This window comes from Agrobacterium burrii (assembly GCF_017313405.1).
Classification (GTDB): domain Bacteria; phylum Pseudomonadota; class Alphaproteobacteria; order Rhizobiales; family Rhizobiaceae; genus Agrobacterium; species Agrobacterium burrii.
Genome location: NZ_JAFLNA010000005.1, coordinates 107,413 through 132,440, shown reverse-complemented (window position 1 = coordinate 132,440; position 25,028 = coordinate 107,413). Strand labels below are relative to the sequence as shown.

The following is a 25,028-nucleotide window of genomic DNA, read 5'->3' as shown; positions in this document are numbered from 1 at the left end:
GCATCACGTCTCTCGCAACATGGGTCGGCATTTTCCGCGAAGCAACAGAAAAATCATCACCTTAATAGAAACAGCGATGCGCCTACTGGCTCACCGCTTTGGTTTCGACGGCCTCGATATTGAAGGCCGCAGCCAGAAGCGCCTTGGTATAGTCCTGCTGCGGGCTGGCGAAAATCTCCGCCGCTGCACCGCTCTCCACCACCTTGCCGTGGCGCATGACGATCAGGTCGTTGGCGAGCGCCTTCACCACCTTCAGATCGTGACTGATGAAGAGGTATGCGAGTTCGTGCTTGGCCTGGAGATCGCGCAGCAGATCGACCACCTGCGCCTGCACGCTCATGTCGAGCGCGGATGTCGGCTCATCCAGCATGACGAAACGCGGTTTCAGCACCATGGCACGGGCGATGGCGATGCGCTGACGCTGGCCGCCGGAAAATTCATGTGGATACCGCCAGCGGGTGGCCGGGTCGAGGCCGACCTCTTCCAGCGCGGTGGCGACACGCGTATCGCGCTCGTCGGCGGATAGAGACCGCTCGTGCACCTTCAGGCCCTCGGCGACGATTTCGCCCACCGACATGCGCGGGCTGAGTGAACCGTAAGGATCCTGAAACACCACCTGGAGCCGGTTTCTGAGCGGCTTCATCATCTCATAGGAATAATGATCGATCGACTGGCCGATGAAGCTGATGCGCCCCTCAGACGCGATCAGCCGGGAGAGCGCCAGACCAAGCGTGGTCTTGCCGGAACCGGATTCACCCACCACGCCCACCGTTTGACCGGCTCGCAGGGTAATATCGATGCCGTCCACCGCCTTGACATGGTCGACAACCCTGCGCATCAGCCCCGCCTTGATCGGGAACCAGACCTTGATGTCGTCGCCCTGCATGACCACGGGTTTGCTGGCATCGGAATGCGGCGGCTCGCCCTTCGGCTCTGCTGCGAGAAGATGGCGCGTGTAGGCGTGCTGCGGATCGGTAAACACCTGCTCCACGTTGCCGGTCTCGACGATCTTACCCTTGGTCATGACGCAGACGCGGTCGGCAAATTTGCGGACGATGCCGAGGTCGTGGGTGATGAACAGCATGGACATGCCGTGTTTCGTCTTCAGATCACTCAGAAGCTCAAGGATCTGCGCCTGCACCGTCACGTCGAGCGCCGTGGTCGGCTCATCGGCGATCAGCAGTTTCGGCCGGTTGGCAAGCGCCATGGCGATCATCACACGCTGCCGCTGGCCGCCGGACAATTCATGCGGATAGGCTTTGAGGCGCTTTTCCGGTTCACGGATGCCGACCTGCAACAATAGTTCCAGCGTGCGCGCCCGCGCCTCAGCCCCGGTGATTGCCTGGTGCAACTCGAGAATCTCGCCGATCTGCCGCTCGATGGTGTGGAGCGGATTGAGCGAGGTCATCGGCTCCTGGAAAATCATGGTGATGTCGTTGCCGCGCACCGCGCGCAACGCCCGTTCCGGAAGGGTGAGCATGTCCTTGCCGTCGAACAGGATTTTCCCAGACGGGTGGCTCGCCCCCGGATAGGGCAGCAATTTGAGAATGGAATTCGCGGTCACGGACTTGCCGGAACCGGACTCGCCAACGAGAGCAACGACTTCGCCCGGCATCAGGTCGAAGGAGACGTGATCCACGGCGACGCTGGTCGCCCCACCCTGATGAAAGGCAACCGAAAGGTCACGGACGGAGAGAAGTGGCTGGATGGTTTTTTCCGTCATGGCGATCACCGGAACGTCTTGCGTGGATCGAAGGCGTCGCGCACCGCTTCACCGACGAAAATCAACAGCGAGAGCATGATGGACATGGTGAAAAACGCGGTGAGGCCAAGCCAGGGGGCCTGAAGGTTGTTCTTGCCCTGTGCGATCATCTCGCCCAGCGACGGTGAGCCCGGCGGCATGCCGAAGCCGAGGAAATCGAGCGAGGTCAGCGTCGTGATCGAACCCGAGAGGATGAACGGCAGGAAGGTCAGCGTCGCCACCATGGCGTTGGGCAGAAGATGCCGGAACATGATCGTCCAGTTGCCGACGCCGAGCGCACGGGCAGCGCGGACATATTCGAAGTTTCTGGCGCGCAGGAATTCCGCCCGCACAATGCCGACGAAGCCGACCCATGAGAATAGCAGCATGATGCCGAGCAACACGAAGAAGCCAGGTGGCATAATGGCAGCGATGATGAGCAGGATATAGAGCACCGGCATGGACGACCAGATTTCGATGGAACGCTGCAAAAGCAGGTCAGTCCAGCCGCCGAAATAGCCCTGAATGGCGCCGGCGGTGACGCCGACCAGAGCCGACGCGATGGTCAGCGTCAGGCCGAACAGCACGGAGATGCGGAAACCATAGATCATCCGCGCCGTGACGTCGCGTGCCTGATTGTCGGTTCCGAGCCAGTTGAGATTGCCAAGCGTGCAACCGGGATCGGCATTACCCTGTGGGTAGGCCGAGCAGCGGTCTTTTTCATCCATCAACCAGAAGGGCGCGGTGGGTGCCGAATGCGGAATATTGGAGTTGACCGTCTGGTAGGAATAACGGATCGGCGGCCAGATCATCCAGCCATTGGCGTTGATCTCGTCCTGGATGAAGGAGGATTTGTAATCTGTCTGGGCAAGGAAGCCGCCGAACTTCTCTTCCGGATAATCGACCATGACCGGCACCAGTATCTCGCCTTTGTAGGAAGCGAGAATGGGTTTGTCATTGGCGATGAATTCCGCGATCAGGCTCAGGAAAAACAGGATCAGGAACAGCCAGAAGGACCAGTAACCGCGTCGGTTCGCCTTGAAATTCTGCCAGCGGCGCTTGGTCGTCGGCGAAAACCACGGGCGCTTCGGCTTTACCAGTGTTTCGGCAGCGGCGGTGTGGGCGAGCGTCATCACACGTCCCTCCGCTCGAAGTCGATACGCGGATCGATCCATGTATAGATAAGGTCGGAAAGGAGACCGACCACAAGGCCCATCAGCGAGAAGATGAAAAGCGTGCCGAACACGATCGGGTAATCACGATTGACGACCGAGAGATAGCCGAGGCGGCCGAGACCATCCAGCGAAAAGATGTTCTCGATCAGCAGCGAGCCGGTGAAGAAAGCCGAGATGAAGGCGCCCGGAAAACCGGCAATCACGATCAGCATCGCATTGCGGAAGACGTGGCCATAGAGAACCTTGCGTTCGGAGAGACCCTTGGCGCGGGCAGTGACGACATATTGCTTCTTGATCTCGTCGATGAAGGAATTTTTCGTCAGAAGCGTCGTTGTTGCGAAAGCCGAGAGCGACAGCGCAATCAATGGCAGCGTCAGATGCCAGAAGTAGTCGATGATCTTCTGCCACCAGTTCAGCTGGTCAAAATTATCCGACACCAACCCGCGCAACGGGAACCAATCGAAGAACGAGCCGCCGGCGAAAAGCACGATGAGAAGAATGCCGAACAGAAAGCTCGGCACCGCATAACCGATGATGATGATGCCTGATGTCCAGACGTCGAAGGTCGAGCCATCGGAGACGGCTTTCTTGATGCCGAGGGGAATGGAGATGATGTAGGAGATGATCAGGATCCAGAAACCAAGCGACATCGACACCGGCAGCTTGTCGATGATGAGATCGATGACCGAGGAATTGCGGAAGAAGCTGTCGCCGAAATCGAAGCGGATGTAATTCCACATCATTTCGAGAAAACGGGTGAGCGGCGGCTTGTCGAAACCGAACTGCTTCTCGAGCTTGGCGATCAGCTCCGGATCAAGGCCCTGCGCACCGCGATATTTCGAGCCGCTTTCATCAAAACCGCCGGACTGGCCCATAAGATCGCCGCCGCCCGAAAGCCGGTCGGAAGCGCTGTCGCCCTGCCCCGTCAGCTGCGCGACGACCTGCTCCACCGGCCCGCCCGGCGCAAACTGGATGACGAGAAACGAAATGCCCATGATGCCGATGATGGTCGGGATCATCAGCGCCAGACGTCTGAGGATATAGGCGCCCATCAGCCTCTGCTCCCGGGAGATACGTCAGCGGTTTTCGTTTCAGTCAAACCCGGTCCTTTCATGAAAGCGCGGCCCGCGCGCTCCAAGCGATTCGTTTCGCCCTATGTGAATCAAGCCTTCGCCGCGAAAGCAAGGCCGGCGTCAGTTTCCGGCCTGGCTGGACCACCATGCGTCTGGAAAACCGATGCCATATTCAGGCAGGTTTTCAGGGCGGGTGAGCGTGTTCCAGTAAGCGAGGAACATCTCGCCGCGGTAAAATTGCGGAATGACGTAGCTGTTTGCCAGAAGCACCCGGTCGAGTGCGCGCGCCGCAGCCACCTGTTCATCCCGGTTTGGCGCAAATATGACCTTCCTGACCAGAGCATCGACGGCGGGGTTCTTGATGCCGGCGAGATTGTTGGACCCCTGCCGATCGGCCGCGGCCGAGCCCCAGAAATCTGCCTGTTCATTGCCGGGATTGGCCGATGTCGCCCAGAGCTTGACCGCAACGTCGAAATCGAAGCTGCGGGTGCGGTTGGTATATTGCGAGGCATCGACCGTGCGGATGGTGGCGTTGATGCCGATCTTCTTGAGGTTCTGGACATAGGGCAGGATGGTTCTCTCCATGCCGGAGGAATCGATCAGGAATTCCATATCGAGCTGCTGTCCGGTTGCAGCATTGACCATGCGGTTGCCGCGCAGCTCGTAACCGGCCGCCTTCATCAGCCTCACCGCCTCGCGCAGATTGTCGCGCTGCTTCGCAGGATCGCCTGCCACCGGGTTGCGGTATTCAGTAGTGAAGACTTCCGGCGGCACCTGATCTTTCAGCTCCTGCAGCAGTTCCAGCTCGCGCCCGGTCGGCAGGCCGGAAGAGGCCAGCTCACTACCCATGAAGAAGCTGTTGATACGCTGGAACTGGCCGTAAGCCAGCGTGCGGTTCAGCTCCTCGAAATCGAAGGCGTAATTGAGCGCCTTGCGCAGGTTGGGGTTCTGGAACTTTTCGCGGCGCATGTTCGGCACAAAGGCCTGCATGATGCCGACGGAGCGATAGATATTCGGTAGTTCCTCTTTCTTGACGCGGCCTTCCTTGACGGCCGGAAAATCATAACCCGTGACCCAGCGGCTGGATGAGGCTTCCTGGCGGAAATCGACGGTGCCGGACTTGAAGGCCTGGAATTCCACATCCTGATCGGAAAAGAAGCTGTAGGTGATGGTTTTGAAATTGTTCATCCCGACATTCACATTGACGTCCTTGCCCCAATAGTCGTCGCGACGCTCATAGGTCATCGTGGAACCGGGAGACAGCGAGGCGATCTTGTAGGCCCCAGAGCCCATCACCGGCTCCAGCGTGCCACGGGAGATATCACGCGGCTTGCCGTCTGGACCTGCAGCCTCCCACCAGTGCTTCGGAACGATCAGCAATTGCCCGACGATCTGCGGCAATTCGCGATTGTTCTTTTCATCGAAGGTGAAGGTGATGTCCCTTTCGCCGCTCACCTCTGCCTTGGTGACGTGGGTGTAATAGGTAGCAAGCTGCGGGCTCAAATCCTTGGCCTTTTCGAAGCTGAAAACTACATCCTCCGGCGTCACCGGTTTGCCATCAGCCCATTTGGCCTCCGCCCGCAACCGGAATGTTGCCTTCGAAATATCATCGGGATAGCTGACGCCCTCAGCCAGAAGCCCGTAGGATGCCGAGAGTTCCTCTTCCGTTGATTTCATCAGCGTGTCGAAGACCAGCGAAAGTCCTGTCGCCGCCTCACCCTTGGCGAGCAGCGGGTTGAGCGTGTCGAAGGTTCCCGTCGTCGACATGCGCAGCGCACCGCCTTTCGGCGCCTTGGTGTTCACATAGTCGAAATGATCGAAACCATCAGGATGTTTCAGTTCCCCGACCGTCGAAATCCCCTTTCGCCAGACATCGCCCGACTGGGCGGAGGCCGCTGCCGGCATCAGCATGGCGGATGCCGCAAGGGCGATCAGAAGGCGGGATTTCAGTGGTGCCAATATCATCGGGGGAATGTCCCTGTTTTCGTGTTTGTTGGAGAGAGCATAAAACAAAGATTGGCAAAAAACAGATGCTTCGGCTCACAAGCTCTTTATCGGCACTCTTAATCTGCCTGCTTTGCACAAACCGGGTGAAACATGGTTTCAACAAAATCCCGTTCCAGTTTACTCTAAGGGGAAGAGAATCATCTGATCGGACGGGCACGGCTATATGACGGCGGGATCATCGAGAGTTTTCAAGGCGGCCATGCTGGCGATTTCGGTCGTCTCCGCGCTGCAGTTGCAGATGGAAACCGCATCGGCCGAGGACAGGCCCGCGAAAGAAGTGTTCGGCCATACGGCCCTGCCTTCCGCAGCTGCCTCGCAGCCCATCGGCTCCTATGCCAAGGGCTGCCAGTCCGGCGCGATCGCCATGCCGACCGACGGTCCCGGCTGGCAGGCCATGCGGCTTTCGCGCAACCGGCGCTGGGGCCAGCCGCAGCTGATTTCCTTCCTTGAGCGCTTTTCGCAGGATGCCCAGAAAATCGGCTGGCCGGGTCTGTTGCTCGGCGATATTTCCCAGCCGCGCGGCGGGCCGATGCTGACCGGCCATGCCTCGCACCAAATCGGCTTGGATGTCGATGTCTGGTGGCGGCCGATGCCCACCCCCCGGCTGAGCGTGGAGCAGCGCGAAACGGTGCCGTTCATCTCCATGCTGGACAAGGGCAAATTCCTGACAGTCGATGATCGCAAATGGTCGCCGCTCAATGCCCGGCTGGTGATGATGGCGGCGAGCTATCCGCAAGTGGAACGTGTCTTCGTCAACCCGGCCATCAAGCAGAAACTCTGCCAGACATGGACCGGCGACCGCACCTTCATGGGCAAGATCAGGCCGATTTATGGGCACGACGAACATTTCCACATTCGCCTCGAATGCCCGCCCGGCGCGCCGAACTGCAAACCGCAGGCGGCCGTGGGCAAGGGCGATGGCTGCGACAAGTCGCTCGCCTGGTGGTTTACCAAAGAACCATGGGCGCCGCCGAAAAAAGACCCCAATGCCAAACCGGTGAAACCGCGCCAAGTCATGGTCTCCGACCTACCCGCCGCCTGCGCCGCCGTGGCTGCCGCCCCTTCCGTCAACCCCGAGGGTATTGCGGCGCAGGCCTATTCCCCCGCGCCGGTTCAGGCCGTGCGCCAGCAAAGCGTGGAACAGGTTATTCAGAACGCTCCGACCCTCCAGCCGCCTTTGGATATTCCACTGCCGACCCAGCGCCCGACATTGAACTGATACAGAAATGAGGCATTCAACAGCTTCCCTTTTCAAATGGCGGCAAGCTGTTATAGAAGGCTTCAAATCGATTTAATTCTTTACGGGGACAGGCTGGGACCATGGAAGGGCAACGCTGTATCGCGCTCATCGCTCACGACGAGAAAAAAGACGATATGGCGGATTTCGCCCGTCAGCATCAAAAAGCGCTCTCCAGTTTCAAGATCGTCGCCACCGGCACGACCGGCGGCCGCGTCCAGGAAGCCTGTCCGGGGCTCGACGTCATTCGCCTCAAGAGCGGCCCGCTTGGCGGCGACCAGCAGATCGGCGCGATGATCGCGACCGGCGCGGTGGACATGCTGATCTTCTTCACCGACCCGCTGACGGCAATGCCGCATGATGTGGATGTGAAGGCGCTGACCCGGCTGGCCACGGTCTATGACATTCCCATGGCGCTCAACCGCGCCACCGCAGAAAACCTGATCGACTTCAATTCCGCCGACTGACCCGCACCCACCAATATGGAACAGGCAATGCCGAAGACGTCCGATACCGAATATCTGTCCTTCCCGATCCTTCTTGGCGACATCGGCGGCACCAATGCCCGCTTTTCCATTCTGATCGATTCCTTTGCGGAACCCGTGCACCTCACCACCGTGAAGACAGCGGAATATCCGACGATCGACGACGCCATCCAGCAGGCGGTTCTGGACAAGACCTCGCTGCAGCCGGTCTCGACCATTCTTGCGATTGCCGGCCCTATCGAAGGCGACGAGATTCCGCTCACCAACTGCCATTGGGTTGTCAAGCCGAAGGGCATGCTGGCTAATCTCGGCCTCAAGGATGTCATCGTCATCAATGATTTCGAAGCGCAGGCTCTGGCGATTGCAGCGCTTGACGACGACAACCGCGAACCTATCGGCGCCGGCAAGAAAGACATGCTGGCGTCGCGCGTCGTTCTTGGGCCGGGCACAGGCCTCGGGGTCGCCGGTCTGGTTTACGCCCGCCATATGTGGTTCCCGGTGCCCGGCGAAGGCGGCCATATCGATGTCGGCCCAAGAAGTGCACGTGACTATGCGGTTTTCCCGCATATCGAAACCATTGAGGGCCGTGTTGCCGGCGAACAGATCCTGTGCGGACGCGGACTGGTCAATCTTTACCGCGCCGTCTGCAAGACCGATGGCATCGAACCCGTTTTTTCCGATCCGGCCGATATCACCTCGCAGGGGCTTTCGGGCCAGAATGCGCAGGCAAAAGAAACGCTTTCGCTTTTCAGCACCTATCTCGGCCGTGTGGCTGGTGATCTCGCGCTGATCTTCATGGCCAAGGGCGGCGTTTATCTCGCCGGCGGCATTTCGCAGAAGATCATCCCGGCGCTGAAGAGCCCGGAATTCCGGGCCGCCTTTGAAGACAAGGCGCCACACAGTGCGCTGATGCGGACCATTCCGACCTTCGTCGTCACCCATCCACAGGCAGCGCTTTCCGGTCTTGCCACCTATGCGAGAACACCTGCCGATTTCGGCCTGGCGCTGGATGGTCGGCGCTGGAGAGCCTGATCGGCCCTTCCCATGTGATGCTTGCGAAGCGGGCGGGCGGTCTTTAACGTCGCCGCTGCAAACATCAAACGTCCGATACCGGCGGGTTTCGATCCGTCCGACATGAAAAGTGAGTGAAAACATGGGCAGCAGCGGCATGAAACTGGTGGTGGTCGGCGCGGCGGGCCGCATGGGACAGGCACTGATCCGCCTCATTCACCAGACACCAGGCGTCCAGCTGCATGCCGCCGTCGCACGCGAGGGCTCCGCCTTTGTCGGCCGCGATGCCGGCGAGATTGCCGGTCTCGGCCCGATCGGCATCGAAATCACCAGCGATCCGTTGCAGGCCTTCCTGCATGCCGAAGGGGTAATCGATTTCACCTCACCGGCAACCAGCGTCACCTTTGCCGGTCTCGCCGCGCAGGCCCGCATCGTGCATGTCATCGGCACCACCGGCTGCTCGCCGGAAGATGAGGACAAATTCAACGCGGCATCACGCCATGCGCGCATCGTCAAGTCAGGCAATATGAGCCTCGGCGTCAACCTGCTCAGCGTCTTGACGCAGCAGGCGGCGCAGGCGCTGGATGCGCAAAACTGGGATATCGAGATCCTGGAAATGCACCACAAGCACAAGGTAGACGCGCCTTCCGGGACCGCGCTTTTGCTGGGCGAAGCGGCAGCCGCCGGCCGCAAGGTCGATCTCACCACCTCTTCCGTGCGCGTGCGCGACGGACATACGGGTGCGCGGGAGACCGGCACCATCGGTTTCGCCACGCTGCGCGGCGGCTCGGTGATCGGTGAACATTCGGTGATCTTCGCCGGCGAGGGCGAACGCGTCGAGCTGTCCCACTATGCCGGAGACCGCTCCATTTTCGCGCGCGGTGCGATTACGGCGGCCGTCTGGGCTTTAGACAAGAAGCCGGGCTTCTATTCCATGCTGGATGTGCTCGGCCTTTCACAGGCGGAGTAAGCCCGTACCCTAATTTTCGACCGTGAATTCGACGGTATCGGCCGAAAATCGGCTGACGGCATATTGCACCGGCACGCCATCCATATCGGCATTCAGCGCCTGAGTGACAAGCAGGATCGCGCCCGGCGACAGCTCGAGATCGGCCAGATCCTGCGTATCGGCGTGGCTGGCTGAAATGACGGTCGAGATGCGCACGTAGTCTGCCACGCCGAGCGCCTTGAAAGCAGCCGTGATCGAGCCGCTTTTCTGATAGGCATCGCCTATTCCGGCAAAACGATCCGCCGGAAACCACGTGGTTGAACGGGACACCGGCCGGGTGTCGGCCTTGCGCAGGGTCTCCAGACGCACGAGCGGTGCGCCGGCGGGTAATTGCAACCGCGTTGCGAGATCGGCGGTGGCCGGCTCGGTCGTGTGGGAAAGAAGCAGCGCCTCCATTTCCTTCACCTGATCGCCGATGCCTGCCGTGAACCGCGTCCGCAGCGAAATCGGAAAACTCAGCCGTTCCTTGCGAGCGATCATCGTGCCACGCCCTTGCCTCGGCTCAAGGATGCCTTCACTCGCCAATGCGGCAATGGCGCTTCTGACGGTGTGGCGGTTGACGCCGAATTTTTCGGCCAGCGTCATTTCAGGCGGCAACATGCCGGTTTCATCGTGATCGCCCGCTGCAATCTCGCCTCTGATCCGGTCGGCGATTTGCCGCCAGAGCGCTACGCCGTTCTTTCTTTTCATTGCTGCTGCAGGGCTCATGTCACACGCTTGTCATTCATCGACGTTAATTGTAACTTATATTGTATAGTTGTCTATATCAATAGACATTAGAGGTCAAGCGATGAATAACGAAGCTGCGAATATACAGACGGAAAGGAAGCGGGTGGCGGCACTTCTTGCCCGCGCTACCGTTCAGGAACTTGAGGCGGTCTGGAACCGGCAGGACGCCAGCCCGCAAACGGAAAATGTGCGCGGACCGGAAACCGGCCTCGTCATGGTCAAGGGCCGTATCGGCGGCGGCGGCGCGCCTTTCAACCTGGGCGAAACCACCGTTACCCGCGCGACGATCAAGCTTGCTTCCGGCACTGTCGGCCATGCGCATGTTCTCGGTACCGGCCGCAAGAAGGCCTGGTATGCGGCCGTTTTCGACGCGCTCTGGCAGGAAAATCCGACCCGGGACTTCATTGAAACCGAGCTTCTCTCACCGGTCGAAAAGAGACTGACCGAAGAGAAACAGCGGAAAACGAAAGAGACCGCCGCCACGCGGGTCGATTTCTTCACCATGGTTCGAGGAGAAGATTGATGGGTGTCAAAGCCGAAGCATTGACGGGCGGCTTTTCCGACGCCGTCTTCGATTCCCAACGGGTTTTTAAAAAGCTGATGGACGGCATGGCCCGTCCGGGCACACCGCAGACGATCGAAACCACAGTCGCCCCGCCGACACCGCTTGCCACTGCAACGGGTGCGGTTCTGCTGGCGCTTTGCGACCACGACACGCCGGTCTGGCTGAGCAGCACGCTGCGGAAAACTGCCGTGCCGGGTTGGGTTGGGTTTCACACCGGCGCGATTGCGACGGAAGAAAAGGGTGCTGCGCAGTTCGCCGTGATCGAGGCGGGCAGCGCCATTGCCTCCTTCGGCCTCTTCGCTCAGGGAAGCCAGGAATATCCCGACCGTTCGACGACGGTCATCATCGAATTGCCCGATCTTGATGGCGGACAGGAGTTGTCACTGTCCGGCCCCGGCATCCGCCACATCAATATCATCAGCCCTTCCGGCCTGCCGGAGATATTTCCGAGGCTCTGGGCGGAGAACAACGCCATTTTCCCGCGCGGCGTTGATGTCATTTTGACCTGCGCCGACAAATTCGTCTGCCTGCCGCGCACGACGCGCATTAAATCCGTGGAGGCATAAGATGTATGTTGCTGTCAAAGGCGGCGAAACCGCCATCGCCAACGCCCACCGACTTCTGGCCGACAAAAGGCGCGGAGACCGTGGCCTGCCCACCATGACCGTGGCGCAGATCGTTTCGCAGCTTTCACTCGCGGTCGACCGCGTCATGGCGGAAGCCTCGCTTTACGACCAGTCGCTTGCAGCCCTTGCCGTCAAGCAGGCGCGCGGTGACATGATCGAGGCCATCTTCCTGCTGCGCGCCTATCGCACCACGTTGCCGCGGTTCGGCTATTCGCTGCCGGTCAATACGGCTGACATGACGGTGCAGCGACGCGTTTCCGCGACCTACAAGGATTTGCCGGGCGGGCAATTGCTGGGGCCGACCTTCGATTATACCCATCGTCTGCTCGATCCCTCACTCCTCGAAGACGAGGTTGTCGAAACCGCTGCCATTCGTGAAGGCGAACCGGATTATGTCATGCGGGTTTCCGACATTCTGGCGGAAGAAGGGCTGATCGAAAGCGATGGCGATATGCCTGACGATCATATTGCCGGCGATCTGACGCGCGAGCCGATGGAGTTTCCGATGCCACGCGACCTACGCCTGCAATCGCTGGCGCGCGGTGACGAGGGCTTTCTTCTCGCACTCGCCTATTCGACGCAGCGCGGTTACGGCCGCACGCATCCCTTCGTCGGTGAAATCCGCATCGGTGATGTGGAAGTGGAGCTGGAGGTTCCCGAACGCGGCTTTGCCGTCTCGCTTGGCGATATCAAGGTCACAGAATGCCAGATGGTCAACCAGTTCAAGGGTTCGGCCAAGGCGCCACCGCAATTCACCCGCGGTTACGGGCTGGTGTTCGGCCAGAGCGAACGCAAGGCGATGGCCATGTCGCTGGTCGACAGGGCACTGCGGGCCAGTGAATTCGGCGAAGATGTCGTCGCCCCGGCGCAGGATGAGGAATTCGTCATCTCACATGCAGACAATGTGCAGGCGACGGGTTTCGTCGAACATCTGAAGCTGCCGCATTACGTGGATTTTCAGGCCGAACTTGGTCTGGTCAGGAAGATGCGCGCCGATTTCGAGGCGATCAATACTGATGGCGCGGAATGGATGGGCGATGCAGCCGAATAGCTCAGCGGCTGTGCTGCTCCCCAAACCAGTAAGCGCAAAAGACGGTCGATGCTGCAAACACAGCAAAGAACACGGCTGCAAGAATTCCAATCTCCATGAGCTTGTACTCCTTTTTTCGCAAGGTTAACGCGCAATGCTTAAAGAAGTTTCATTTGACGACGGGCTGGCTGCCTACAACTTCGCCTATCTGGACGAACAGACCAAGCGGATGATCCGCCGGGCGATCCTGAAGGCCATTGCCATTCCCGGTTATCAGGTTCCCTTCGCTTCCCGTGAAATGCCCATGCCCTATGGCTGGGGCACCGGCGGCGTGCAGGTAACGGCCTCCATCCTCGGCCCCGAAGATGTGCTGAAGGTGATCGACCAGGGCGCCGACGACACCACCAATGCGGTGTCCATTCGCGCCTTTTTCCAGAAGGTGGCGAATGTTGCCGTCACCACCCGCACCGGGGACGCGACCATCATCCAGACGCGGCACCGCATTCCCGAAGAAGAGCTGCATTCGGGACAGGTTCTGGTCTATCAGGTTCCCATCCCCGAACCGTTACGCTTCCTCGAGCCGCGCGAGACCGAAACCCGCGTCATGCATGCGCTGGAGGAATACGGCCTGATGCACGTCAAGCTTTACGAGGACATCGCCCGCAACGGCCGCATCTCCACCACCTATGCCTATCCGGTAAAGGTTGCCGGGCGTTATGTGATGGACCCCTCGCCGACGCCGAAATTCGACAATCCGAAAATGAATATGTCGGATGCGCTGCAACTGTTCGGGGCCGGTCGCGAAAAGCGCATCTATGCCGTGCCGCCCTATACCGACGTCGTCAGCCTCGATTTCGAGGACCATCCCTTTGAAATCCAGCGCTTCGACAAGCCCTGCGCTCTCTGCGGTGGCGAGAATGTCTATCTGGACGAGGTGGTGCTGGATGACAAGGGCGGACGAATGTTCGTCTGCTCCGATACCGACCATTGCGAGGACCGCCGCGCCCATGGCCACAAGGGCCACCTGCTGGCGGATGTGAAGGAGGCCGCAGAATGAGCGACGCACCGCTTTTGAAAGTCCGGGACGTTTCCAAATATTACGGCGACCGTGCCGGTTGCCGCAACGTTTCCTTTGAACTCTACCCGGGCGAGGTTCTGGCCATCGTCGGCGAATCCGGCTCCGGCAAGACCACACTTCTCAACTGCATTTCCACCCGGCTGATGCCAACGGCGGGCAGCGTGGAATATCGCATGCGCGACGGCTCGGTGCGTGATCTCTACCACATGGGCGAGGCCGAACGGCGTTTCCTGATGCGGACCGACTGGGGTTTCGTGCACCAGAATCCGGCGGACGGGTTGCGTATGGCGGTGTCGGCCGGCGCCAATGTCGGTGAGCGGCTGATGGCTGTGGGCAACCGGCACTACGGTAACATTCGCCAATCGGCCAGCGAGTGGCTGGAACGGGTGGAAATCGGCACCGACCGTATCGACGATCAGCCGCGCGCCTTTTCCGGCGGCATGCGCCAGCGCCTGCAGATCGCCCGCAATCTCGTCACCTCGCCGCGCCTCGTCTTCATGGACGAACCGACGGGCGGCCTCGATGTTTCCGTGCAGGCGCGCCTGCTCGATCTGGTGCGCGGTCTCGTCAACGATCTCGGGCTTGCCGTCGTCGTCGTCACCCATGACCTGGCGGTGGCACGACTGCTGTCTCACCGCATGATGGTGATGAAGGGCGGCGACGTCATTGAGCATGGTCTCACCGACCGGGTGCTGGACGATCCGCGCGAGCCCTACACGCAATTGCTTGTTTCCTCCATTTTGCAGGTTTGACGCCATGGCAACGCCCCTTATCGTTTCGGAAGTTTTCAAAAGCTTCACCATGCATCTGCGCGACGGCATCGAGTTGCCGGTCGTGCGCGATGTCAATTTCTCCGTTTCCGGCGGCGAATGCGTCGTGCTCGGCGGCCCTTCGGGTATCGGCAAAAGCTCGATCCTGAAAATGCTCTATGGCAACTACGCCATCGACAGCGGGCAGATTCTCATCCGCCACCAGGATCAAGTCGTTGATATCGGCAATGCCTCGCCGCGCACGATCCTCGAAATTCGCCATCGCACCATCGGTTATGTCAGCCAGTTCCTGCGCACCGTGCCGCGTGTTCCGGCAATCGACGTCGTCGCCGAACCGCTCTTCGCGCGCAAGGTTGCCGCCGAGGAGGCGCGCGAGCAGGCGGCCATGCTGCTGTCGAAACTCAACCTGCCGCGCGAACTGTGGTCCCTGCCGCCGGCGACCTTTTCGGGCGGCGAGCAGCAGCGCGTCAACATTGCGCGCGGCTTCATCACCGATCATGCGATCCTGCTTCTCGATGAGCCAACCGCATCGCTGGATGCCGCCAACCGGCGGGTGGTCGTTGACATGATCATCGAGAAAAAAGCGAAAGGTACGGCGTTGCTGGGTATCTTCCACGACGAGGAAGTGCGGGAAGCCGTTGCCGACCGCATTCTCGACGTCTCGCAATTCTCTCCCCGGAAGGCAGCGGCATGAGTGTCAAGGTCGGTCTCGAACCTGTCATTCACGACACCGCCCGTGTCACAAATTCCTCGATCGGCCGCTATACCGAGGTTTCGGAGCGCTGCCGCCTTGAGGAGGTCGAGATGGGCGATTACTCCTATGTCATGCAGGACGGCGCGATCTGGTGCGCCACCATCGGCAAATTCGTCAATATCGCCGCCTCCGTCCGCATCAACGCCACCAATCACCCGATGCAGCGGGCGACGTTGCACCATTTCACCTACCGCGCCCGCAGCTACTGGGACGACGCCGAGGATGAAACGGACTTCTTCGCCGCCCGCCGCGCCAAGCGCGTGGTGATCGGCCACGACGTGTGGATCGGCCATGGCGCAACCATCCTGCCCGGTGTGACGGTTGGAAACGGTGCGGTAATCGGGGCTGGCGCGGTCGTATCGAAAGATGTCGCGCCCTATACCGTCGTCGGTGGCGTGCCCGCCCGGCTGATCCGTGAGCGTTTTCCGGCGGAGCTTGGCCGGCGCATGGACGATCTGAATTGGTGGGATTGGGATCATGCCAGACTGCGCGGCGCACTCGATGATTTCCGCGCGCTCGCCGCCGAGGATTTCGTGGCGAAATATGGTGGATGAACTCCACTCATACCGAAGCGATTGCAAATCCCGGGGCCACGTCCCGGGATTTCTGTTTGTCGGCTCCAGATATGCCCGGCTGATGACATCCCTGACGAAAGGTTTGTCGGCGAACCCCAGGATGTCGTATCTGCGAATTCTGTAATATTTTCTTCATTAAACTGACACTCACAGTTCATGGACCGCTGTTAGGTCGAACCCCGTCATAAGAAGATTGGACGGGGAAATGAGCTTTCACCTGAAGCAAGTCACGCGCCGTTTCGGCAACCACACTGCGGTCGATGCCGTGAATGTCGAGATACCGCAGGGGCAGATGGTCGGCGTGATCGGACGCTCGGGCGCCGGCAAATCGACGCTGCTGCGCATGATCAACCGCCTCGTCGATCCGTCTTCGGGTTCCATTCATTTCAACGACACGGAAGTTTCGACGTTGAAGGGTGCAGCGCTGCGCAACTGGCAGCGCGACTGCGCCATGATCTTCCAGCAGTTCAATCTGGTGCCGCGCCTTGACGTGCTCACCAATGTCATGCTCGGCCGTCTCAACCACCGTTCGACGGCGCTCAGCCTGTTTAATATCTTCACCAATGATGAGCGTCTGATGGCGATCGCCGCCCTTGAGCGGCTCGGCATCGAACATGTGGCCATGCAGGCTGCGGGCACGCTTTCCGGTGGCCAGCAGCAGCGCGTCGCCATCGCTCGCGCCCTGATGCAGTCTCCGAAGATGGTTCTGGCCGACGAGCCGATCGCCTCGCTCGATCCCCTCAATGCCAAGATTGTGATGGACGCGCTGCGCGACATCAACGAGCGCGAAGGCATCACCGTCATCACCAATCTGCACACGCTGGATACGGCGCGCAATTATTGCGAACGCATCATCGGCATGTCTCAGGGCCGCGTCGTCTTCGACGGAACGCCGGCGGAGCTGACCGCTGCGGCCGTCACGGAGATTTACGGAACCGATTCTCAAGGCTCCGGCATTGACGAGACCATGACCTCGACCAGCATCAACATTCCCGGCGCGCAGCTTTCCGCACGTCCGGTGCATCAATCTGCCGGTCCCGAACCGCTCGCTCTCGCCGGGCTCTGAGGAACCGCTCAGCATCGTTTGTGCCCGCGTCAAGGGCCGGTACTTCACAACAAACTCCGGCTCGCCGGGAAACAGGAGAAAGTCCATGTTGAAGAAAATCCTTCTTTCGGCAGTCGCCCTTGGCGTTCTGGCCGGTTCCGCCATGGCTCAGGACGTTAAGGTCCTGCGTATCGGTCTCGACGGTTCGGAAAACGAAGCCGACCAGATCCGCAACACGAAGTGCGTTGCCGATGGCCTCAAGGCTGCGACCGGCGTTTCCGAAGTTCAGGTTTTCCCGTCGCCGGACTATAACGGCGTCATCCAGGGTCTGCTCGGCGGCACCATCGACATCGCTTCCATGGGCGCTTCCTCCTACGCCAAGATCGCTCTTGCCGATCCGAAGGCCGTTGACCCGATCCTGACAACGGCCGGCGCTGACGGTTCGACCGGTTATTACACGATCATGGTTGCCCGCAAAGACAGCGGCATCAAGACGCTGGCAGACGCCAAGGGCAAGAAGATCGGCTTTGCCGATCCTGACTCCACCTCTGGCTTCCTCGTCCCGAACGTGGCTATCCCGAAAGAAACCGGCACTCCGGTGAAGGAATACTTCTCCGAAACCGGCTTCGGTGGCGGTCATGAAAACCTCGTTCTTGCCGTTCTCGACAAGAAGTTCGACGTTGGCACGACCTTCGGTTCGGGCGTCGGCAAGTGGGAAGAAGGCTACACGGCCGGCAACCTCTACCAGATGGTCAAGAAGGGCAACCTCGACATGGACGATATCGTCGAAGTCTGGAAGTCGCCGCTGATCCCGAACGGCCCGCTCATGGTCACCAACAAGCTCGGCGACGCCATGAAGCAGAAGGTGGAAGACTTCTTCATGGAACTGCCGAAGAAAGACCTCGCCTGCTTCCAGGGTTTCACCCAGGGCAAGAACACCGCTTACATCAAGGTCGACCCGTCCTTCTACCAGACGATCATCGACGCCCGTAAGTCCGTTATCGGCGGCTGATCCTGCGATCATACTCGGAAGCGGCGGTGCCTTGCGGCGCCGCCGCTTTTGCCAATAAAGGAAAGCGGCATGGCGACCACACTGCATCATGGCACCCCATCGACCAAGGGATTGAGCGCATCGTCCCAAACGGTCATGCGTCATTATCAACAGCAGCTTGCGACAAGGCGGATTTATACCGTCATTTCGCTCGTGATCTTCCTCGTCATCCTCGCCGCTTCACTGAATTTCGCCAACGCGGCCAATTCAGGCAAGTTTTTCGAGCGCCTGCCCTATTTCTTCGACTTTATGAAAACCTTCGTGCCGGACAGTCCGCTTGAAATCTTCCGGGCGATGTTCGACCTGCCATCACCCTATGCGAATGGTTCGCTGAAATATAACTACGTCGCGGATCGTGTTTACGTCACCGACAGCTTTTACATCCCGCACTTCATCTATCAGTTGATCATCACGCTCAATATTGCGCTGGTCTCGACAATCATCGGCACCAGCTTTGCCTTCGTGCTCTGCTTCTTCGCCTCCACCAACCTCGTCGGCGCCGGTATCGTGCGCTGGGTCGTGCGCCGGGTAATGGAAGTCCTGCGGGCCTTTCCGGAAATCGTCGTTGCCGGGTTGCTGACCGCCATTCTCTCGATCGGTCCGATCGCCGCGATCATCGCGATTTCAGTCCACACAATCGGCGCTCTGGGCAAGCTGTTCTTCGAAGTGGTGGAAAATGCCGACATGAAGCCGGATGAAGGCCTTCGCGCGTCTGGCGCCAACTGGCTGGAGCGCGTTCGCTTCGCCATCGTGCCGCAGGTTCTGCCCAATTTCGTCTCCTACGCGCTGCTGCGCGCCGAAATCAACGTGCGCGCCTCCACCATCATCGGTGCGGTCGGCGGCGGCGGCATCGGCGAGGTGTTCCGGCTGTCGATCGGCAACGATCACGCCTCCAAGACCTATGCCATCATCATCCTGCTGCTGATCACCATCATCGCCGTCGACCAGTTTTCCAGCTGGCTGCGCCGCAGACTGATCGGCCATCAATCCTTCGAATTCGGACGGGGAGCGGCCTGATGTCCTCCAGCTTCATTCTCAACACTGCCGAGCGCGAAAGGCTGACCGCCGCGCATCCCGCGATTTTCAAACGCGGCTTCATGCAGCGTTACGGTCTGCTGGTCGGTATTCTCGCTGCCGTCATTTATCTCATCAGCTGCTTTTTCTTCTTCAACGTCGGGCCGGCTTTCATGCAGGGCCGCTGGGATCGTGCCTCAAGCTATATTCAGGACTGGTATTCCTGGCGTGCCCAGCCGCGCCTGCGCTTCGAAGACGGCAAAGTAGCGCCGCAATGGTCGAGCCGCGGGCAATATCCGGTCGACTCAAAGATCGACTGGTTGCAACCGCTGCCGGATGGCGGCTACAGCGTGATCTATGCGGGCATGGAAAACCGCCTCGACGTGACGCCGACCCGGGTGGATGTCTATGTCGACGGCAAGAACTATCCCGTCATCATCAATGGCGAGCAGGCGCGGGCGCCTGAGGAACTGCCGGAAGAAATTCAGCAGGACGGCAACAAGGTTCTCGTCCATTATGGTTTTGCCGGACAGGCGGAAATCCGCACCAGTCAGGTCTATGTACAGCGCCGTTTCCTCGGATGGGCAAACTTCCTGTTCGACACCAAGTCGGAATTCTGGGGCAAAGGCTATGGGGAACTCGCGGCTCTGGCGCTATGGGGAGAAAGGCTCGATCCCGAGCGCTCCAATATCAGCCATATGGGCGATGATTTCCTCGATAACAGCGTCTGGCAGCATGCCGATATTCTTTCCAAGCTGATGCAGACGCTGGTCATGGCCTTTGTTGGCACGCTGTTCGGCACGCTCGTTGCCCTGCCGCTCGCCTTCATCGCCGCCCGCAATATCACAGCCAACAGGGCCGCCAACTGGGGCATGAAACGCCTGTTCGACTTCCTGCGTTCGATCGACATGTTGATCTGGGCATTGTTCTTCACCCGCAGCTTCGGTCCCGGACCGATCCCCGGCATCGCCGCGATCTTCTTCACCGATACCGGAGCGCTCGGCAAGGTCTATGCCGAGGCGCTGGAGAATGTCGATGACAAGCAGCGCGAGGGCGTCAAATCGGTCGGTGCATCCCCGATTGCCGTCAATCGTTTCGGCGTGCTTCCGCAGGTCCTGCCGGTCTTCATTTCCCAGTCGCTTTATTTCTGGGAAAGCAACACCCGCTCCGCCACGATCATCGGTGCGGTGGGTGCGGGCGGTATCGGCCTGAAGCTGCTGGAAGCGATGGGTACCAATGCCGACTGGGACAAGGTTGCCTATATGGTTTTGCTCATCCTCTTCGTCGTTTTCCTGTTCGACCATATCTCCAATTCGCTGCGTTCGCGCCTGATCGGAAAAACGCAACACTAGGCCATTAAAAGGGGCGGGATTGTATGCGAAGGCCGTAACGGCTTTCCTTTCCCCGCCCCATAAAACCACCCGCCCAAAGACGGTTTTTTGTCCCTGACGCATTCACCCCGAGGTCCGGGCGCCCCAAAGGTGCGTGCGGGGGCTTAACCGCATTTCGAATGTGCTTTTTTCCATCTGCATCATCATTCTGTCACGGAAAGCGATTACCTCGCACTCCTGACCTTGCGGGAAGCGGGCGAGTCACGCCAAATAGCTTCTCATCCTTGGTTTTCCATGACACTGAAGAGTGCTTGCCGTGCGCTACGCCATCTATTTTTCTCCGGCTAAAGATCATCCGCTGACTGAAGCAGCGTCGCGCTGGCTTGGGCGCAATGCATTTTCCGGTACGCTGCATGATGACCATGACGCCTATGCGGAAACGACGGAAGAACCCCGCCGTTACGGTTTCCACGCAACCCTGAAAGCCCCTTTCGAGCTTGCCGAAAAATACAGCGAGGCCGAGCTTCTCGCCGCTGTCGAAGGTTTTGCCGCAAGCCAGTCGGCCTTCGATATTCCGCGTGTCGTCGTTGGCGCTCTCGGGCCGTTTTTCGCGCTGATTCCAGACCGGACCTACCAGCCGCTGCAGGATTTTGCCGCCGAGATCGTCGACCATTTCGACCGGTTTCGCGCGCCTCTTTCCGAGACCGATATTGCCCGCCGGCGGCCACAAATGCTGACGGAAAGCCAGCGGCAGAATCTGTCGCTCTGGGGTTATCCGCATGTCATGGACGACTTCCGTTTTCACATGACGCTGACCGGCCGTATCGACGAGGGCGACCAGCCCGCCATGCATGAGGTGCTTTCGGCGCGTTTTGCCGAATTCGTCGATCAGCCTCTCACCATTTCCGGCCTCGCTTTGTTCATTGAAGAAACGCGCGGCGCGCCCTTTACCGTTCACCGCTGGCACTCGCTTGGCCAGCAGCCAAAGAAAGATGCGAACCCATGACCGAGCACGCCCTGTCCAATGCCCGTATCGTTTTGGAAGACGATATTATTCTGGGATCCGTTCTGATCCGTGACGGCAAGATTGCTGATATCAGCGAAGGCGCCTCCAAAACCGGAGAAGATCTCGAAGGCGATTTTCTGATCCCGGGTCTGGTGGAACTGCATACCGACCATCTGGAACAACACTACTCACCGCGCCCCGGCGTGATCTGGGATAAGATCGCCGCCATTCAGGCCCATGATGCACAGGTTGCGTCATCAGGCATCACCACCGTGTTCGATTGCCTGCGGCTCGGCTCGGACGAGGATGGCGGTTTCAAAAAGGGCGAGATGCGGGAAATGGCTGATGCCATCGAAGCGGCGGCGGATCAGAACCGCCTGCGCGCCGATCACCTGTTGCATCTGCGCTGTGAGGTCGCTTCCGCCGATGTGCTGGAACATTTCGAAGACTTCGAAACCGATCCGCGCGTGCGGCTGATTTCGCTGATGGATCACTCCCCGGGTCAGCGCCAGTTCCAGTCGATGGATCAGTACATCTTCTATTATCAGAAGAAACGCGGATTGAGCGACGAGGCTTTTGCCGAGTTCGTGCGCCGGCGGCAGGCCGCATCGGCTGAATATTCCGCCAAGCACCGTGATTATCTGGCCGCCAGCTGCGCCAAGCGCGGCATCACCGTCGCAAGCCATGACGACGCCACCGAAGCACATGTGGGCGAAGCCATTGGTCACGGCGTGAAACTGGCGGAATTCCCCACCAGCGTCGAGGCTGCAAAAGCCTCGCACAGCGCCGGCATGAGTGTCTTGATGGGCGCTCCGAACATCGTTCGCGGCAAGTCCCACTCCGGCAACATCGCCGCCCGCGATCTCGCCGAAATCGGCGTGCTGGATGTCCTTTCTTCCGATTACGTGCCGTTCAGCCTGCTTTTCGCACCGTTCCTGCTCGCTGATCAGGTGGAGGCCATCACCCTGCCGGAAGCGCTCCGTATGGTCACTGTGACGCCAGCTCGGACGGTTGGTCTTCTTGATCGCGGCCGTATCGCGACGGGATTGCGGGCCGATCTGGTTCGGGTTCACCGCGAAGACGGCGTGCCCGTCACCCGCTCGGTCTGGCGTCAGGGCAAGCGCGTGGCATGACCGGCAACGGAGAAGACAGCCGGCGCGAGAAAACGCCTGGCACGATGATCGTGGTTGTCGGCCCGAGCGGGGCCGGCAAGGATACGCTGATGGACTATGCGGCAACGCAATTGTCCGGGCGGCCCGGCTTCCACTTCACCCGCCGGGTCATTACCCGCAGCGGTGATGCGGGCGGCGAAAATCACGATGCCGTTTCGATGCAGGAGTTCAACCGGCTGCAGGAAGAGGGCGCATTCGCCGTCTCCTGGCAGGCGCATGGGCTGAAATATGGCATTCCGGCTGCGGTCTATCGCCAGCTTGAGGCGGGAGACGTGGTCATCGCCAACGGCTCCCGCTCGGCCTTGCCTGAGTTCAGCTCCGCCTTTTCCCGCCTCAGGGTGGTGAACATCGTCGCCCGACCGGAGGTGCTGGCGCGGCGGCTGGAACAGCGCGGGCGGGAAAGCCGCGAGGATATTCTGCGGCGCCTGGAACGCAGCTCGCTTACCGTCGTCGGAGACTTTGACGTAACGACGGTCGATAATAGCGGCGCGATCGAAGATGCGGGCAAGACCATCATGCGGGTGCTGGAACAAAGCGCCGGCCCCGACCGATCTTAAAATCCCCGGCTTGGACTGCTCGACAAATGGCCGCGCAAAGCTTACCATCAGGCGACAATTTCCAAACATGGTACGCCAAGGCGAGGGATGCCCGAAAAGAGGGTCAGTGACGAGATAACTGTGGTGGCTGGTCTGGCCGCCGGCGTTAGCAACTATGCGCGGTCGCGGGGCATCGATATCGTCCCCATCTGTAAGGCTCTCGATATTGATCCCGCCACTTTCGACAGTCTGACGGAACGCATCAGCCTCGACAGATTATGCCGATTGCTCGAAACCTGCGCCTTGATTTCCGGTGACGATGCCTTTGGTCTGCAATGCGCCTCCGCCTTTCCGGCCGGCGCATCCGGCGCATTTGGTTACGGCCTGATCAGCGCGCCGACGGTGCGGGCGTTCCTGCGGTTTCTTCAGGATCACGTTTATTACGCGACCAACAACAGCAATTTCACCATGGTTGCGGACACCACGCATGTAATGCTTTCCTGGTCCTTCGCACCTGTTATCGCCAAGCGTGATCAATATGTGGATCTATCGTTGACCGTTCTGATCCAGCGCCTTCGCGATATTCTGGGTGAGCGCATCAATCAGGTCGAAATCGGCCTGGAGCGACAGAAACCGAATAATATTCAGCTATTTAAAGAACGAATGACAAAGCGGATCAGCTTCTCCCAGGCGATCCACACGATGCGTCTTCCGGTATCGCTCCTCGACGTGGCCAATCCAAACGCAGATGAGCGGCTGTTCGAACTGATGAACCTGCAATGCCGGATGCTGCGACCGGAAACATCAGCGGATGCAACACATTTCATCGATCAGGTAAAACGGTATATGCAGATGCGGCTGTCGGATGCGGAGCTTTCGCTTGGCGAAATCGCACCCTACTTCAATCTTTCCGAACGGAGTTTTCAGCGGCGGCTTGCCGAACTTGGCACCAATCTCAACGAGATAAAAGACGCCATACGCAAAAACGCCGGCTTCAAGCTTCTGGTGGAAAGCGACCTTTCGGTTTCCGACATAAGCTATCGACTGGGCTATTCGACGCCCGGTGCGTTTTCGCGTTCCGTTTCGCGCTGGTTTGGGGCAACGCCGACGGATATTCGCAAAAAACATGCGCATCATTCCGCCGGATAATACAGATTTCCAGCACCAATATTTCGAAATTACACATTAAAATTCAGAATTATGTCGGCTTCGTCCGGCTCCTGTGCCGAAACATAACACTAAAAACGTAAAACTTGGCGCGAGATGTTATTCTATCGGCGCAGTATATCGCCTATTAGAGCGCCGCGTGGCCCTTCGGGTGTGACGGAAAACATTCCAAAGCTTTGAATCTGCACATTGTTCTGATCCAGAACCGAGCCCGGTTTTGCGAATATCAGTGTGGCAGCGTCATGCCCAGGAACAACGTCGATGCGGGGCCGACTGGCTGCGAAAGTAGCCGTTATTGCATATTCCTGATGCCAGATGAAACCTATTGGCGAAACTGACGTTTCCGTTCGCGTGCAGACAGAACGTTCGCGGGCGGGCCTCAGGGAACGAAATTATTACCTGATCGCACCGCCGGGAAGGTCAATCTCTTTTGAGGCAGAAAGAACATGTCTTTAAAAACGCCGCATGAACATCGCCAGACGCGTGAAATCGCCCTGTCAGACCGGGAACGGCACTATCTGGGACTGGTGGCGTGGGGTAAACACCCCTCCCACATCGCCCTTGTGACCGGTGCGACCGAGGCAGAGGTGAAGGACGCGCTGGAAGTGGTGCGTAACCGGCTGGGTGCCACCAATCTGCTGAATGCCGTCAGCATTGCCCTGCTGCGCGGCCTGATCGAGCAGGATATCTAAGGCTTTTTCGCTCCAGAGGCTTATGTGGAGACGTCCCCTTCCCGTAAGCCCAAACCGGATGAGCGGCTTTCTGCGTCAAAATCCCATCATTTCGATGGCGGGATGGCGGACCAAAAGCGGACCGGAAATGATTTCCGGTCCATATCGAC

25 protein-coding genes are annotated in these 25,028 nt (G+C 59.4%); 20 read left to right on the top strand and 5 right to left on the bottom strand.

Translation table 11 applies throughout. The annotated features are described in order from the left end of the window. Positions 1 to 82: 82 nt before the first annotated feature. From JZX89_RS11445 to JZX89_RS11430, 4 genes are all read right to left on the bottom strand, one after another. Positions 83 to 1,723, bottom strand: coding sequence for an ABC transporter ATP-binding protein (locus tag JZX89_RS11445; RefSeq protein ID WP_207134107.1), 1,641 nt, complete (start codon positions 1,721 to 1,723; stop codon positions 83 to 85). Between the two features lie 5 nt (positions 1,724 to 1,728). Further along, positions 1,729 to 2,874, bottom strand: coding sequence for an ABC transporter permease (locus JZX89_RS11440; RefSeq protein ID WP_207134106.1), 1,146 nt, complete (start codon positions 2,872 to 2,874; stop codon positions 1,729 to 1,731). Then, complete coding sequence (locus JZX89_RS11435) at positions 2,874 to 3,968, bottom strand: microcin C ABC transporter permease YejB (RefSeq protein WP_149898269.1); 1,095 nt, start codon at positions 3,966 to 3,968, stop codon at positions 2,874 to 2,876. The genes JZX89_RS11440 and JZX89_RS11435 overlap by 1 nt, the downstream gene beginning before the upstream one ends. 141 nt (positions 3,969 to 4,109) lie before the next feature. Next, positions 4,110 to 5,954, bottom strand: a complete 1,845-nt coding sequence (locus JZX89_RS11430) for an extracellular solute-binding protein (protein WP_207134105.1) — start codon at positions 5,952 to 5,954, stop codon at positions 4,110 to 4,112. A gap of 205 nt (positions 5,955 to 6,159) precedes the next feature. On the opposite strand from JZX89_RS11430, the gene mepA reads away from it, so the two are divergent. From mepA to dapB, 4 genes are all read left to right on the top strand, one after another. After that, entirely contained in the window at positions 6,160 to 7,215 is a 1,056-nt protein-coding gene (gene mepA, locus JZX89_RS11425) for a penicillin-insensitive murein endopeptidase (protein WP_207134104.1), read from the top strand. A 101-nt stretch (positions 7,216 to 7,316) separates the two neighbouring features. Next, the gene (locus JZX89_RS11420; protein WP_149898267.1) at positions 7,317 to 7,700 is read left to right on the top strand and encodes a methylglyoxal synthase; all 384 of its coding nucleotides are present in this window, start codon (positions 7,317 to 7,319) and stop codon (positions 7,698 to 7,700) included. A 27-nt stretch (positions 7,701 to 7,727) separates the two neighbouring features. Continuing rightward, complete coding sequence (locus JZX89_RS11415) at positions 7,728 to 8,750, top strand: glucokinase (protein WP_207134103.1); 1,023 nt, start codon at positions 7,728 to 7,730, stop codon at positions 8,748 to 8,750. A 121-nt stretch (positions 8,751 to 8,871) separates the two neighbouring features. Then, positions 8,872 to 9,699, top strand: coding sequence for a 4-hydroxy-tetrahydrodipicolinate reductase (gene dapB, locus JZX89_RS11410; RefSeq protein ID WP_207134222.1), 828 nt, complete (start codon positions 8,872 to 8,874; stop codon positions 9,697 to 9,699). A gap of 9 nt (positions 9,700 to 9,708) precedes the next feature. Here dapB and phnF read toward each other — a convergent pair whose 3' ends face one another. Then, entirely contained in the window at positions 9,709 to 10,446 is a 738-nt protein-coding gene (gene phnF, locus JZX89_RS11405) for a phosphonate metabolism transcriptional regulator PhnF (protein ID WP_207134102.1), read from the bottom strand. A gap of 82 nt (positions 10,447 to 10,528) precedes the next feature. Here phnF and phnG point away from each other — a divergent pair, with 82 nt between their 5' ends. From phnG to JZX89_RS11325, 16 genes are all read left to right on the top strand, one after another. Further along, positions 10,529 to 10,990: a phosphonate C-P lyase system protein PhnG gene (gene phnG, locus JZX89_RS11400; protein WP_207134101.1), complete on the top strand. Its 462-nt coding sequence runs from the start codon at positions 10,529 to 10,531 to the stop codon at positions 10,988 to 10,990. Beyond that, positions 10,990 to 11,598, top strand: coding sequence for a phosphonate C-P lyase system protein PhnH (phnH, locus tag JZX89_RS11395; RefSeq protein WP_207134100.1), 609 nt, complete (start codon positions 10,990 to 10,992; stop codon positions 11,596 to 11,598). Before phnG ends, phnH begins: the two co-directional genes overlap by 1 nt. 1 nt (position 11,599) lies before the next feature. Next, positions 11,600 to 12,709 carry a carbon-phosphorus lyase complex subunit gene (locus tag JZX89_RS11390; protein WP_207134099.1) on the top strand — a complete coding sequence of 370 codons (1,110 nt, stop codon included), beginning with the start codon at positions 11,600 to 11,602 and terminating at the stop codon, positions 12,707 to 12,709. 133 nt (positions 12,710 to 12,842) lie between these two features. Next, positions 12,843 to 13,745 (top strand): alpha-D-ribose 1-methylphosphonate 5-phosphate C-P-lyase PhnJ, encoded by a 903-nt coding sequence (locus tag JZX89_RS11385; RefSeq protein ID WP_207134098.1) that lies wholly within the window; start codon positions 12,843 to 12,845, stop codon positions 13,743 to 13,745. Further along, positions 13,742 to 14,518 (top strand): phosphonate C-P lyase system protein PhnK, encoded by a 777-nt coding sequence (gene phnK, locus JZX89_RS11380; protein WP_003524419.1) that lies wholly within the window; start codon positions 13,742 to 13,744, stop codon positions 14,516 to 14,518. The genes JZX89_RS11385 and phnK overlap by 4 nt, the downstream gene beginning before the upstream one ends. Before the next feature lie 4 nt (positions 14,519 to 14,522). Further along, positions 14,523 to 15,230: a phosphonate C-P lyase system protein PhnL gene (phnL, locus tag JZX89_RS11375; protein ID WP_149898259.1), complete on the top strand. Its 708-nt coding sequence runs from the start codon at positions 14,523 to 14,525 to the stop codon at positions 15,228 to 15,230. Beyond that, positions 15,227 to 15,844, top strand: a complete 618-nt coding sequence (locus JZX89_RS11370) for a transferase hexapeptide repeat family protein (RefSeq protein ID WP_207134097.1) — start codon at positions 15,227 to 15,229, stop codon at positions 15,842 to 15,844. Before phnL ends, JZX89_RS11370 begins: the two co-directional genes overlap by 4 nt. 226 nt (positions 15,845 to 16,070) lie before the next feature. Further along, a complete protein-coding gene (phnC, locus tag JZX89_RS11365) occupies positions 16,071 to 16,931 on the top strand; it encodes a phosphonate ABC transporter ATP-binding protein (RefSeq protein WP_207134096.1) in 861 nt (286 codons plus the stop codon). An 85-nt stretch (positions 16,932 to 17,016) separates the two neighbouring features. Next, positions 17,017 to 17,922 (top strand): phosphonate ABC transporter substrate-binding protein, encoded by a 906-nt coding sequence (gene phnD / locus JZX89_RS11360; protein WP_149898256.1) that lies wholly within the window; start codon positions 17,017 to 17,019, stop codon positions 17,920 to 17,922. 69 nt (positions 17,923 to 17,991) lie between these two features. Next, positions 17,992 to 18,978: a phosphonate ABC transporter, permease protein PhnE gene (phnE, locus tag JZX89_RS11355; protein WP_149898255.1), complete on the top strand. Its 987-nt coding sequence runs from the start codon at positions 17,992 to 17,994 to the stop codon at positions 18,976 to 18,978. Then, positions 18,978 to 20,327 (top strand): phosphonate ABC transporter, permease protein PhnE, encoded by a 1,350-nt coding sequence (gene phnE, locus JZX89_RS11350; protein WP_207134095.1) that lies wholly within the window; start codon positions 18,978 to 18,980, stop codon positions 20,325 to 20,327. The genes phnE (JZX89_RS11355) and phnE (JZX89_RS11350) overlap by 1 nt, the downstream gene beginning before the upstream one ends. Positions 20,328 to 20,613: 286 nt before the next feature. Then, positions 20,614 to 21,312, top strand: a complete 699-nt coding sequence (locus JZX89_RS11345) for a DUF1045 domain-containing protein (protein WP_207134094.1) — start codon at positions 20,614 to 20,616, stop codon at positions 21,310 to 21,312. Continuing rightward, complete coding sequence (locus JZX89_RS11340) at positions 21,309 to 22,445, top strand: alpha-D-ribose 1-methylphosphonate 5-triphosphate diphosphatase (protein WP_149898252.1); 1,137 nt, start codon at positions 21,309 to 21,311, stop codon at positions 22,443 to 22,445. Before JZX89_RS11345 ends, JZX89_RS11340 begins: the two co-directional genes overlap by 4 nt. Then, positions 22,442 to 23,041 carry a phosphonate metabolism protein/1,5-bisphosphokinase (PRPP-forming) PhnN gene (phnN, locus tag JZX89_RS11335; protein ID WP_174374064.1) on the top strand — a complete coding sequence of 200 codons (600 nt, stop codon included), beginning with the start codon at positions 22,442 to 22,444 and terminating at the stop codon, positions 23,039 to 23,041. Before JZX89_RS11340 ends, phnN begins: the two co-directional genes overlap by 4 nt. An 87-nt stretch (positions 23,042 to 23,128) precedes the next feature. Further along, positions 23,129 to 24,169: a helix-turn-helix domain-containing protein gene (locus JZX89_RS11330; protein ID WP_207134093.1), complete on the top strand. Its 1,041-nt coding sequence runs from the start codon at positions 23,129 to 23,131 to the stop codon at positions 24,167 to 24,169. 464 nt (positions 24,170 to 24,633) lie between these two features. After that, positions 24,634 to 24,879, top strand: a complete 246-nt coding sequence (locus JZX89_RS11325) for a helix-turn-helix domain-containing protein (protein WP_207134092.1) — start codon at positions 24,634 to 24,636, stop codon at positions 24,877 to 24,879. Positions 24,880 to 25,028 lie beyond the last annotated feature (149 nt).